Genomic DNA, 13,430 nt, shown 5'->3' with positions numbered 1-13,430 from the left:
CAGAGCTTATCCGGCAGGAGCTATGGGGGGTGTTGCTCGCTTACAATTTAATTCGATACAAAATGGTATTGATGGCCAAGTCCCTTAAAAGTGTATTCCCAAACCAACTGAGCTTTAGAGATGCCTCATCGCACATCATCCACAAGCTCACTCTGATGCCAATTTATGCGCCGGGTAATGTGCCCGGATTCATCTTGGAAATAGAAAAAAATGCCAGTCAATTCAAGCTTGAAGGAAAGCGAGAACGCAGTTATCCAAGGACGCTAAAGGTATCGAAAAATCGCTACCCGGTGGCTAAAAGTAAAAATGCCGCTCACCTTAACTGATCGGCATTAAGCATTATGCTGGCTTTTACTATCGATAAGTTATTAAACCTTATTCAAACTTTCCATCTCGGATGTGCTTTTCACCACGTTGTTTTGCTAATTCAACCTGACGCTGACGTTCTGCAAAGGCCGCTTTTTGTTCTTCTGTTGTTTTATCATAACAGTGCGGGCAACTCAGACCTTTAACATAATGCTCTGATAACATTTCATCAGCCGACAATGGCATGCGGCAGGCGTAGCATTGATCATAACTACCTTGCTCTAAGCCATGTTTAACTGCCACGCGTTGGTCAAATACAAAACATTCACCTTGCCACAGGCTTTGCTCAACGGGTGTCTCTTCCAGATATTTTAAGATACCGCCATCCAGGTGATAAACCTCATCAAAGCCTTGCTCTTTTAAGAACGCAGTAGATTTTTCGCAACGAATACCTCCGGTACAAAACATAGCCACTTTTTTGTGCTTGGTTTTGTCCAGATTATCTGCCGCCCACTGCGGGAATTCACGAAAGGTAGTCGTGTTTGGATTGACAGCATTTTTAAAGGTACCAATGGCAACTTCGTAATCATTGCGTGTATCAATCACAATGGTGTCTGGATCAGAAATAAGTTGATTCCAATCATCACCTTTAACATAGGTACCAACAATATGTGCAGGGTCAATACCTGCGACACCCATGGTAACAATTTCATTTTTCAGCTTAACTTTGGTGCGATAAAACGCCAGCTCTTCCGCAAACGATTCTTTATAACTTAACGCGGTAAAACGCCCATCAGCATCTAGCCAGGCTTTAACAGCATCCACACCGGCTCGCAAACCGCAAATGGTGCCATTAATCCCCTCTTCAGCCAGCAATAATGTACCTTTAACATTATTGGCAACCATCGTCTCATATAACGCATCTCTAAGCGTTACGTAATCGGGTAAGTGAACAAATTTATAAAGTGCAGCTACAACGTACATAATTAACCTCTTGCAAGGCCGGACCGTAAATCCGGAGCAACATTAAAAACCGCGCGTATTATAACGGTGCCGACAGTTATAGCAATAAAACCCTTAAATAAAATGTGGTTTTACCTCGTTACTATAAGTATTAGCGACTAAGACTGCTCACCACCAAATGAGCCGCAAGTGCTAGCAATAATAAGCCCATCGCCCTGTCGAACCAATAGCCTTTTAGAAGTAAAAAACCTCTTACTTTAGTGTGGGTTAGCACAACAGATAACATACAAAACCATGCCGCGGTCGCTATTGACATATAGATTCCATAACCAATTTTGTACATAAGCGGAGTGATAGGGGAAATGATGACAGCAAACAGCGATAGAAAAAATAACGTTGCTTTAGGGTTTAACCCATTGGTAATAAAGCCGGCAATGAAGGCTCGTTTTACCGACGGTACTTTTTCATTAGCACTTTCGTCCGTTGGCTGTTCTGACACTGATGGCGGCTGACTTTTCAGTGCGATTACACCAACATAGGCCAAATACGCTGCTCCTGCTATGCTCAATGCCTTAAACAGCCAGGGTGTTGTCTGGATTAGCACGGCAATACCAACGAGTGACCACGTGATATGCAATAATATGGCAACCCCAATACCTATACTGGCTGCAAGTGCCTGCTGTCTGCCAAAACGAACCGCATAGCGCAGTACAATGGCAAAATCCGGCCCCGGGCTAGCGACGGCCATTAGGTGCACAAAGGCAATTAATAAAAACTCAGGCCAAAAACTCATACAACATTATTCCAATGGCTAAAAACGGCATTTTAAAGACTTATGCAGGGTGGACACCAGCAAATAATCTATCTTAATCGCAGCCTGTGATTAGCAAATCGTTACTCAGCGATAACAGCGTTAAGCCGCGATTGCCTCTGCGCACTTACTATTTGCACTAAAAAGTACACCAGAAAAGCTACGACAAAAAATGGTCTTTAAATCGCCCCCACTGATAAAACGCTTGCTGCCCAATACGTCTAAAACCTGGCAATGGAAACGGCCGTAGCGATGATTGGTATAGCGGCAGCGCAGGCAAGCCATGGCCCATTGCTAGTTGTGCTAACCGTAGGCCGGCTAATGTACTGAACGATACCCCACTGCCACAATAACCGGCACTGTAAAACACATTAGGTTGCGCTTCACAGACTCTGGGTAAGTCATCATAAGAAACTGCTACCCAGCCGCTCCAATGATAGTCGTATCGCAACGACTCCAACATCGGAAAACAGGCTTTCAATGCATTAAGTAATCGCGCGGGATAAATAGGCTTGGTCGCATCCTTGCCATGCACCGCACTGCGTCCACCAAAAAGCAGCCTATTATCGGGTAGTTTACGGTAGTAATATTTTAGCGCACGGGTATCCATAACCAGCTGAGTATGATTAAGACCACTTACTTCAAGTTGCTCTGCATTCAGTGGCTGCGTCACTATCACGCTACTAAGAACCGGCAAACACGCATTATTCAGCTGCGGGAAAAGATTTTTTGGTGTGTAGCCATTGGTAGCGAAAATAAGTTGTTTGCAACGCACTGTCGCTGATGGAGTCTGTACCTCAATAAACCCCTTCGGTTGTTGCCGCCATTGCAACACTGGTGTCCCCGTATACGCAACAACCCCACTCTGCTTGGCTAAACTGGCATACCCTTGTGCCAGCGCCATTGGGTTAACTCCAAAGCAATCAGGAAAACGGATAGCACCAAATGCTTGGGTATTTTGCATGTAATCGCGTTTCAATTGATCTGCTGAAACATACTGCACAGGATACGCGAAATTACGTTGTAAATACTCAGCTTGTACGGGTAAATCGCGGCCTAGTTTTGCGGTATGTGCCACTTTCAAGTAACCTGGTGGCTGAGGCTCACAGACAATATTGCCCTCGGCTATCATCCGGTGAACCTGAGCTATACCAGCGCCATATTCCTGATGAAATAATTTTGCTGTATCAAGGCCGAATTTTTTACTTAATTGTGACAACCCCAAACGACCTGTGCCACGTAAAACAAAGCCAGCATTGCGCCCGCTGCACCCCCAGCCGGTATTGTTTGCTTCTATTACCGTCACCTCGCGGGAAAACTGTGCTGCTAGTTGATAAGCACAACTCAATCCGGTGTAACCGGCACCGACAACTACAACATCGGTATTGATATCATGTTGTAAAGAAGTACCTAATGATTGAAGAGATGTGTTGGCGGACCAGTACGAAGCCGGATAGCTCGCCCCCTGCTCTATACTACTGTGAACCAGCGGATCGTACATTACTTACTCCACACTTCGCTTGTGAGCGAGCTTAAACTATTCTGACACGGCCAATGAATTGTCAATTTTAGCAAACGGTAATACCATTTCTGCTGCAGTACAGCGACACAAATTGCCACAACACGGGCAAATATAGCCCATGGTTTCAGATAAATGCCGCCAGCGATCCGGATGAACATAAAGCAATTTTGCGCCTGCTTTAGCAAAATATAACTGTGCCGCATTGCCTGGACTTTCACGCCATATATGCGCTAAACCGGCCTCTGCACCTTGTTGTTGTAATGCACAAATTGAATGCAGTAATAGATTTTTAGCAACGCCCTGCCCACGATACTCGGGCTTTACGCCAACTGATTTAAAGTACGCCATCTTTGTCGATGACACAGGCCAAAGCGATACACTGCACCACTTATCTTGCAGCCATTGCCCAGCCGCATAGCTAATACGAAACCCTACAACCGTAGTATTATCTAAAGCGATAAAACTGGCGTTAATATTATTTTTGATACCTGACTGCCACATCTGCTGCAATTCTGAAACTGTTAGATAATTATCACCGTGTATCTGGTTGGCTAACAAAACGACTGCGGGGAAAAAAGCTTCGGTTAACGGCAGGTATTGCATTTTCACATCCAGTAAATTGATCTGCAGACTTTTATAAAGCAGCTAATTGACGTTGGCAATGGTTAACAACAATTTTAACTATCTCACTAAGTCCCCGTATCAACGACGAATTAACGTAAATATACGATAGACAACCACCGATTTATCAAATATTGTTATAACGACGACATAATAAAAGCATATACGTCAGGCAAATAACTAATAATTCCAGGAATAAACTATGAAAATCCACAACAACTATAATCCGGTTGCGCGGTCGGTAAAGTTCGCGTTAGCGGCATCTTTATGCATCAGTGCAAGTGTGGCGGTTGCTCAGGAACAGCAAACGGCAGACGCAACAAAAGAAAAAGCCGTTGAAAAAATTGCCGTCGTTGGTTCGCGTTCAGCACCACGATCTATTGGTGACTCGCCAGTACCTATTGATATTATCGGTGGTGAAGAACTGTCAAAAAATGGCAGTACAGATATGCTTAACCTGATAACAACAACGGTACCATCACTTAACGTACACTCTAACCCTATCAGTGATGCTGCAACGCTGGTTCGTCCAATGAACCTGCGTGGTCTATCTGCAGACAGCACCTTGATATTAACTAATGGTAAACGCCGCCATAAGTCGTCCGTTATTGCATTTTTAGGCGGCGGTATTAACGATGGTGCCCAAGGCGCAGATGTATCAGTTATCCCTGGTATTGCATTAAAACAAGTAGAAATTTTACGTGATGGTGCTGCTGCACAATACGGCTCTGATGCTATTGCAGGGGTAATTAACTTTGTCTTGAAAAATGCCGACCAAGGCGGCAGTTTTGAAGTAAAACATGGTGAATACTACGAAGGTGATGGCACCAGCACTGAGTTTGCCGGCAACATTGGTATGCCGTTAACTGATAACGGTTTTGTTAACGCCAGTTTTCAATATAAAAATGTAGACCCGACAAGCCGCAGTGAACAACGTCCGGATGCTCAGGCATTTGCTGATGGCGGTAACCCAAATATTGCACCTATTGCCCAGGTATGGGGTTCGCCAGAAATTAGTGATGATATTACAATCTTTATTAACTCGGGTTTAGACTTGGGCAATGGTAGAGAAGCCTACCTGTTTGGTAACTACTCTGAGCGGGATGTTACTGGCGGTTTTTACTATCGCAATCCATATAACCGTGGCGGTGTATTCTCTAATGATGGTGGTGAGACCTTACTAATTGGTAACACTGACTTGGCTGCTGGTGCGTGTCCAACTATTGGACTTAAAGACGGTAGCGGTAGTAACTTGCCATTTGACGCGGTTAATTCGGCTGTAGGCGCGTTACCATCAAATTGTTTCACCTTCTTCTCTATGTTCCCTGGCGGTTTCACACCAACGTTTGGTGGTAATGTTACAGATACTTCAATCACCGCGGGTACTAAGGGTGCGTTTAAAAGCGGTATGCTGGAAGACATCTTGTATGACTTTAGCGGCTCTGTTGGCCGAAATGAGTCCAGCTATATGATGACTAACACCATCAATGCTTCTTTAGGTTTGGATTCGCCAACCGAGTTTAATCCGGGCAAATATATTCAGCTGGAGAAAAACTTTACAGCTGATTTCGTTAAATTTGTACCTGCTGGCTTGTATGAAGACTTAACCGTTGCTTTTGGTGCACAATGGACTGAAGAAACCTTTGAAGTGGTTGCAGGTGATTCGGCTTCATTCGAAGTTGGTCAGTTTGTTGACCAAGGTTTCAGCATTGGCTCAAACGGTTTCCCTGGCTTTAAGCCTGAAGATGCCGGTGTTTCATCACGCAGAAACTATGCGTTCTATACTGATATTGAAGCAGAAATGACAGAAGCTCTGTTAATGGGTTTCGCCTTGCGTTTTGAAGATTATGATACCTTTGGCTCGACATTAAATTACAAACTGACTGCACAATATCGCCTAACAGATGACTGGGCAGTTCGCGGCTCACACAGCACTGGCTTTAGAGCGCCAACCGTTGGTCAGGCAAACGTAAGTAACGTGCAAACAAACCTGGAATCAGGTTTGTTAGTAGATTCTGCATTGTTACCACCTACCAACCCTGTCTCAATTGAATTGGGCGGTTCTGAATTACAACCTGAAGAGTCAACCAGTTTTGCTGCAGGTGTGGTGTATTCAGGTGGCGATATCTTTATGACCCTTGATTACTACCGTATTGATGTAGATGATCGTATTAGTCAGTCAAGTAAAATTAATTTAACCGACGCTAACCGTGAGGCACTTAAAGCTGCAGGCGTAAAAAACGTTGATTCCATTCAGCAGGTTAGCTTCTTTACGAACGATTTCGATACCAAAACACAAGGTATTGATTTTGTTGCTAGCTATTCTACCTACTTACTTGAAGGCCGCAGTAGCTTCAACTTCGCCTACAACTGGAACGATACGTCAGTTAAGAGCGCTACAGCAATCACTGGTTTAGATAAGGTATCGAGACTGGAAAATGATTTACCAAACCACCGCGCAACGTTAACCTGGAACCAGAGCTACGATGATTGGTCTGTCTTTGTAAGAACCAATTATTTTGGTGAATATCAAGGTGTCCACGTTGACTGGGTTGGTACACCAAGTGAGCCAGGTACTGAAGTTAATGCAAAAGCAAAAGTAACGTTTGACGCTGAGTTTAGTTACTTTATCAACGATGAGTTTGTTGTATCGTTAGGTGCTCAAAATATTTTTGATACTAAACCAGAGCGACTTAACCTTAGCGCTGTAGGTGAACCTAATAATGCTTTTGGTGGTAAATACTACGAAACTTCCCCAATGGGTATCAATGGTGGTTATTACTACTTAAAAGGTACTTATAAGTTCTAATCACTGTTAGAAACAAATAAAAAATCCGCCAATTGGCGGATTTTTTTCTTTACACATCATCCCCAGACTACAATGCTGCCAATAACGCCTGCAAAGGATGCAGGGGTTTATCACCGACTAAACGTTTAACCTGACTACGACAAGAAAAACCCGTGACCAATATTTGCTCCGTGCCAAACTGCTCTACCGGCTTACGCCAGCTCATATCAAATAACGCTTTGCTGTTTTCCAAATTCTGCGCTTCATGACCATAAGTACCTGCCATACCGCAGCAACCTACACTGACAGGCTTTAATGTGAGGCCAACCTTGGAAAAAATAGTCTGCCAGGTTTTTTCTGTAGCCGGCAATGCAGTTTTTTCTGTGCAATGCGCTAATAAAGCATACTCAGCAGACTGTTGAGCATTTGGCAGTGTTTGCCCTGCTAACCACTCATGCAACAGCTGAACATTAAAATCCCCTCTTGCAGAACCCAGCGCTTTGTTATATTCATCGCGGTAAACCAACACCAAAGACGCATCAAGTCCTAACATCGGCAAATCCAAAGCCTGCAATTGATTTAAAAATTGTGCAGCCGTTGACGCTGTGCGGGCAAAGTCACGTAAGAAACCTTTAACATGTTGAGGTTTACCATTGGGTAAAAATGGTAGCAAGATCGGATTAAAACCCAGCTTAGTGAGCAAGCTAAGTGCATCAGCAACCAGCTCCGCTTCATAAAAGCTGGTAAAAGGGTCTTGCACCAGCAATACGGTTTTTTCATGTTGTGCAGCACTGAGTTGTTGCAGTGCAGCTAAATCAAATGCATAACGTTTGCCTACTTGCTGAGATAATGTTGGCACCGACAACAATGGCGTATCAACATAACCTACGCTTTTTTCCAACATACTGGCGACAAATTTACGTTTCAGCATAAAGTTAACTAACCGTGGGGCTTTTGCCAAAAGAGGTGCCGTGCGTTCAATATTACCGACGATATAGTCCTTTGCGGGCCGTAAATACCGGCTGTGATAAAGCTGTAAAAACCGCGCACGAAATGACGGCACGTCAACTTTAATCGGGCATTGCCCAGCACAGGCTTTACAGGCCAAACAGCCCTCCATTGCTTCCATCACCTCATGGGAAAAATCAGCATCTCCCTGACGTTTAGCTAGTGTGTTTTTAACTTTTTCCCATACCTCTTTGAAACTGCTACGGTTTTCTTGAAGTACTTGTTCTTGGGCTAATACATCGTAACCCGCATTTTCGGTTAGGCGTAACCATTCGCGCATTAAACCTGCCCGTCCCTTGGGGCTATGCCGGCGGTCTTTCGTTACTTTGCTGGACGGACACATTGGCGAGCTTTCTTCGTAGTTAAAACACAGGCCATTACCGTTACAATTTAAACTACTGTCAAAACTGTCTTTAACTGCAACCGGGATCTGCCTGTCAAACCAAGCTCGCTTTTGCCCATCAACAGACACCAACTTATCTGCGCTGTTAAAGGGCGTACAAATTTTTCCCGGGTTAACGCGGTTACGCGGGTCAAATGCTGCTTTGATTTTGCGAAGTTCAGTGAATAACTCTTCGCCAAAAAAAGCCGGACCATATTCACTACGATAGCCTTTACCATGTTCGCCCCACATCAAGCCGCCATATTTGGCCGTAAGTGTAACAACCTGATCTGAGATGCTGCGGAGTAGTTTTTCTTGCTCAGGATCGCATAAATCCAAAGCTGGACGCACATGTAAAACACCAGCATCAACATGCCCAAACATGCCATAGTTCAAATTATGGCTATCGAGAAGCGCTCGAAATTCCATAATAAAGTCGGCCAGATTCTCTGGCGGTACAGCCGTATCTTCGGCAAATGCCAAAGGCTTTTGCGCCCCTTTGGTATTACCCAGTAAGCCAACCGCTTTTTTACGCATCGCATAAATATGGCCAATTGCCGTGGTGTCATAGGTAAGTTGATAGCCGATAATACCGTCGGTTTTATCGGCTATGGCGTTATCTAAACGTGCAGTAAGTGCAGCAATTTTTTCTTCAATATCAGATTGTTGTTCACTGTTGTACTCGACCATATTAAGGCCTTGCATTTCAGTGCCTGCAACATCGGTAATCAAGTCTTTTACCTGATGCCAGATAATATCGCCGCGCGCTAAATTCAGCACCTTACTGTCAACGGTCTCAACAGATGTCGCTTGCGCAGCAACTAAAAACGGAGCATTTCTAAGTGCGCTGGCAAAACTGTCGTACTTAACGTTTACCAAACATTTATACTTGGCGATGGGCGTAATGTTAAGTTTGGCTTCAACGACAAAGCCTAAAGACCCTTCTGAACCAGTAATAATTCGAGATAAGTCAAACTCGGTTAAATCATCATTAAATACGTGTTCAAGATCATAACCGGTTAAAAAACGGTTTAAACGGGGGAATTTAGCTAAAATTTGTGGTCTGAAATCTCGACAACTATCCAATACTTGCCGGTAAATGCGCCCCACAGAATTAGGCATTTGTGCTCGGTGTTCAGCTTCAAACGTGGCCATCTTGTGCGTTTTAAGCACATTGCCATCGATTAATACGGTTTTTAGCGCCAACACGTGATCACTGGTTTTACCATAAACCAATGAGCCCTGCCCAGACGCATCTGTGTTTACCATACCGCCGATAGTGGCACGATTCGAAGTGGATAAATCAGGAGCAAAAAAGAAACCATAAGGTTTAAGAAAAGCATTGAGCTGATCTTTAATTACCCCTGCCTGTACCCTCACCCAGCGCTTTTCGACATTGATCTCCAAAATATTGTTCATATGCCGCGATAAATCGACCACCACATGTTCCGTCAGTGACTGACCATTTGTGCCGGTACCGCCACCGCGCGGGCTAAATTTAATATGTGAGAAACTCGATGTTTGAGCCAGTGAAGTTAAGATCACTAAATCATCAGTCGTCTTTGGTAACAAAACGGCTTGTGGTAGCGCCTGATATACACTGTTGTCGGTAGCAACGGCTAAACGGCTAGCGTAACTGGTTTCAATATCACCAGTGTATCCAGCGGCAATTAATGCCTTGCTAAAGGCAACAATACCGGCATCAAGCGCTAATTCGGGGGTAAGCTTTGGGATCATAACTGCAGACACTTGGCAATAAATGCCTGCAGTATAACATTAACTTGGCAACAGATTTAACTGCAATTTGTAGCTAACGCGCTACTCTACAGGGCGGAATTTTAATTGAATACCGCGTAAGAAGTAACGCAATACCTGATCCTGGCACGCTCGGTAATGTTTATGATCTGCCCGGCGGAAAAATGCACTTAACTCAGATTTACTTAGGCGAAAATCGGCACTTTCTAGTAACGCAATAATGTCATCGTCTTTAAGATCAAAAGCGATTTTTAGCTTTCGCAACATGATATTATTGTTTAATTTTGTTTCAGGTTCAGGAATGCCGCTGTCTTTTGCTCCCCGCCGTTGAATGATCAAACCATTCAGAAACCCTGACATCAATACATCATCAATCGGGGTAAAACCTTCGTCTTCATCTTTCTTTAACCATGCAACCACTTGCTCTTTTGTTACCGTCACTTCCGTTAAGGCGAAAATGGCTATCATGCCGTAGTCATGTACGTTTAAACTGAAGCGCAGGCTGCGCAATAGGTCGTTGTTGGTCAAAAGAATATCCTGTAGGCAATAAGACAAAAAGGACAGCTATTATAACATAGCCGTTGTCAAAGCAATATATAGCGGTACATTAACAGTATTACGGCAAATGCCCCAATTTACTGGCTTTTGTCGCCAAATAACGGTGGCTATGTGCAGTGGTTTTAACCCTATGTTGCACACGTTCAACCACATTAACTCCGGCGTCAGTAAGGGCTTTTAATTTACGAGGGTTGTTCGTCAACAAACGTATTTGCTGAATACCCAGTTGCTCAAACATTTGCGCCGCAATATCGTATTCACGCATGTCGGGTAAAAAACCAAGAATTTCATTGGCTTCAACCGTATCCAGTCCCTTGTCTTGTTCTGCATATGCCCTAATTTTATTTATAAGGCCTATACCGCGGCCTTCCTGGCGCAAATACAATATACAGCCACGGCCTATATCCGCAATTTTTTGCATCGCAGCATGTAATTGCGGCCCACAATCACAGCGCAAACTAAACAGTGCATCACCCGTTAAACACTCGGAATGCACTCGCGCCAGAACAGGCTCAGCGCCACCAACATCACCTAATGTCAGCGCAACATGTTCTTTCCCGTTTGGTGCTTCAAAACCATGCAATCTAAACTCTGCAAACGGTGTGGGCAATAGCGTTGAACTAACCAGTTTTAATTTCATTTCAATATCTCGAATAACCGCTGCGTTACATACAACGCATGCTAAGTTGGGCTAGCGCTTTGCTAATTCAAGGCCTTGCACCAGCATTATGTTGATATTGCTGCTTTGGCCGTACTGAAAGTGCTCAAATACGTCTACCAATAAAATTGTTACACTATAACATAATCAAGCAACTCGCACTATGTATCGGCAAGCATGTAAGTTTCTTACGTTTTTACTTGCTGCTCACTCTCAGCAGGTTGACTAGCCACTTTTGCTTCTTGCAGTGCATGGGCAGAGATAAGACTAACCAGCTCAACATCACCTGGTATTGTTTCGCCTGTTGTGCCAGTAATGACGTGTAGCTTCTTATCTTTGATATATAACAAAGGTAATGCGCCGTCACCGTAACGCTTTAAAAAATGCTCAAAAGTGAAGTTTTCTGTAATATTTGTTGTTTTGATTACCGCTCCCCGGGCAACTAAACTTGATAACTTGGCATAGGAAACTTGTTCACCAAACAAGCTGAGTTGTTTCACATAAGTTTCCGACATTTGGTGCCTGGCACTAACAGGCTCAGCATTATTTAAGCCAAACACTTTACTCATGCCATACACATCTTGAAAGTGAAAATTTACCAATGGGTTTAGTTGTCTGTACGGGGAGATAACAAAGACCCTGCCGATGCCGGTAAGATCCAAATACGTCTCAGCATGTTCAGATGCGGGGTTACCAAAATATACCGGAATATTGTCCATTCTAGCCAGTCTGATGTTATCCCAGTTTGTATCAGCCAGAACGACCCTTAATTGACGTGTTTGTAACACCTTGGCTAAATCACGAGAGAATCGAGACGCGCCGAAAATAAGGATACCTTGATTGGAGCCTGCAGAAACGCCAAGCCATTTAGCCCATTTTGCTGCGGTAAGGCTTTGTACCACTACAGTGCCGATAATCACAAGAAACACCAAAGGAACTATTTTATCAGCCCCGTCAAAACCCAGTGTTTCTAGTTTAATAGCAAAAAGCGAAGATACCGCTGCAGCAACAATACCCCGAGGCGCAACCCAGCTTAAAAACCATTTATCATTACTTGTAAGCGATGAACCTAATGCAGATACCCAAATACTTAAAGGCCTGGCGATAAACATCACCACCAACAATAAGCCTAAACCACCGAACCCCAAATCCAGCATTGCACTTGAATCTAAACGGGCAGCAAGCAAGATAAACAACGCCGAGATTAACAGCACCGTTAAAGTTTCTTTAAATTCAAGAATGTCGGCAATGTCAACACCACGCATATTGGCAAGCCAGATCCCCATTACCGTTACTGTTAATAAACCCGACTCTTCCTGCAGTAAATTCGATGCGACAAACACGGCAAGTACTATTGTAAGTACTGCAGTGTTTTGTAAATAATGTGGTAGTAAATTCTTACGCAGTACGTTACCGACCAGATAACCGGCTAATCCACCGAGTCCAAAGCCGATAGAGAGCATTAAACCAAGTGCAGTTAAGACATGATTTCCGGTATTTGAAGAAAACGCGATATATTCAAACACCAACACGGCAATTAGAGCACCGAGCGGGTCAATTACGATCCCTTCCCAACGCAAAATGCTGGCAAGTTTAGATGTTGGCCTGACACTGCGTAGCATAGGTACAATGACCGTTGGGCCAGTAACAACAACCAGCGCACCAAACAGCATCGAAATTTCCCAGCTAAACCCAACCAACCAATGTGATGCTAATGTAATACAGGCCCATGTAATGACTGCACCCACCGTGACCAGACTTGTTACCATCCTGCCATGACTTTTTATTTCTTTAAAATTAAGTGTTAAGGAACCTTCAAACAAGATTACCGCAACACCAAGCGAGATAATTGGAAATAGCAAATCGCCAAAAAGCTGATCAGGATCCAGCACGCCAAATGCTGGGCCAAGAAGTAAACCCGCCACTAATAATGGTAAAATAGCTGGTAACCTTAGTTTCCAACCAAGCCATTGACAAAATAAAGACACTATTCCAAGTAAAGCCAGTGTGGCAGATATTTTTTCCATGAGTTCCCTGATATAAAAAGTCGAAACGCCT

At 43.9% G+C, this 13,430-nt stretch carries 9 protein-coding genes and 1 pseudogene; 2 read left to right on the top strand and 8 right to left on the bottom strand.

Translation table 11 applies throughout. From position 1 onward, the window contains the following. A pseudogene (locus H595_RS0121340) lies at positions 1–326 on the top strand (IS4 family transposase); the annotation flags it as partial. 49 nt (positions 327–375) lie between these two features. On the opposite strand, the gene trhO reads toward H595_RS0121340, so the two are convergent. The 4 genes from trhO to H595_RS23335 all read right to left on the bottom strand — a co-directional run bounded on the left by trhO (position 376) and on the right by H595_RS23335 (position 4,205). Beyond that, positions 376–1,290 carry an oxygen-dependent tRNA uridine(34) hydroxylase TrhO gene (gene trhO / locus H595_RS0121335; protein ID WP_027672941.1) on the bottom strand — a complete coding sequence of 305 codons (915 nt, stop codon included), beginning with the start codon at positions 1,288–1,290 and terminating at the stop codon, positions 376–378. Positions 1,291–1,420: 130 nt separating this feature from the next. Beyond that, the gene (locus H595_RS0121330) at positions 1,421–2,062 is read right to left on the bottom strand and encodes a LysE family translocator (protein WP_027672940.1); all 642 of its coding nucleotides are present in this window, start codon (positions 2,060–2,062) and stop codon (positions 1,421–1,423) included. A gap of 178 nt (positions 2,063–2,240) precedes the next feature. After that, positions 2,241–3,581, bottom strand: a complete 1,341-nt coding sequence (locus tag H595_RS0121325; RefSeq protein ID WP_027672939.1) for an NAD(P)/FAD-dependent oxidoreductase — start codon at positions 3,579–3,581, stop codon at positions 2,241–2,243. A gap of 36 nt (positions 3,582–3,617) precedes the next feature. Next, positions 3,618–4,205, bottom strand: coding sequence for a GNAT family N-acetyltransferase (locus H595_RS23335; RefSeq protein ID WP_037055819.1), 588 nt, complete (start codon positions 4,203–4,205; stop codon positions 3,618–3,620). A gap of 220 nt (positions 4,206–4,425) precedes the next feature. On the opposite strand from H595_RS23335, the gene H595_RS0121315 reads away from it, so the two are divergent. Then, positions 4,426–7,032: a TonB-dependent receptor plug domain-containing protein gene (locus H595_RS0121315; protein WP_027672938.1), complete on the top strand. Its 2,607-nt coding sequence runs from the start codon at positions 4,426–4,428 to the stop codon at positions 7,030–7,032. Between the two features lie 67 nt (positions 7,033–7,099). Here the strand turns inward: H595_RS0121315 and ydiJ are convergent, their stop codons facing one another. From ydiJ to H595_RS23330, 4 genes are all read right to left on the bottom strand, one after another. After that, positions 7,100–10,138 (bottom strand): D-2-hydroxyglutarate dehydrogenase YdiJ, encoded by a 3,039-nt coding sequence (ydiJ, locus tag H595_RS0121310; protein ID WP_027672937.1) that lies wholly within the window; start codon positions 10,136–10,138, stop codon positions 7,100–7,102. An 81-nt stretch (positions 10,139–10,219) separates the two neighbouring features. Then, positions 10,220–10,684 (bottom strand): YehS family protein, encoded by a 465-nt coding sequence (locus H595_RS0121305; RefSeq protein WP_027672936.1) that lies wholly within the window; start codon positions 10,682–10,684, stop codon positions 10,220–10,222. An 88-nt stretch (positions 10,685–10,772) separates the two neighbouring features. Continuing rightward, on the bottom strand, positions 10,773–11,354 hold the full coding sequence (gene ribA / locus H595_RS0121300; protein ID WP_027672935.1) for a GTP cyclohydrolase II: 582 nt from the start codon (positions 11,352–11,354) through the stop codon (positions 10,773–10,775). 206 nt (positions 11,355–11,560) lie between these two features. Beyond that, positions 11,561–13,399 carry a cation:proton antiporter gene (locus tag H595_RS23330; RefSeq protein ID WP_037055815.1) on the bottom strand — a complete coding sequence of 613 codons (1,839 nt, stop codon included), beginning with the start codon at positions 13,397–13,399 and terminating at the stop codon, positions 11,561–11,563. Between the last annotated feature and the right edge of the window lie 31 nt (positions 13,400–13,430).

This window comes from Rheinheimera baltica DSM 14885, from assembly GCF_000425345.1.
In the GTDB taxonomy this organism is placed as follows: domain Bacteria; phylum Pseudomonadota; class Gammaproteobacteria; order Enterobacterales; family Alteromonadaceae; genus Alishewanella; species Alishewanella baltica.
This window is presented reverse-complemented; position numbering and strand designations above follow the sequence as displayed.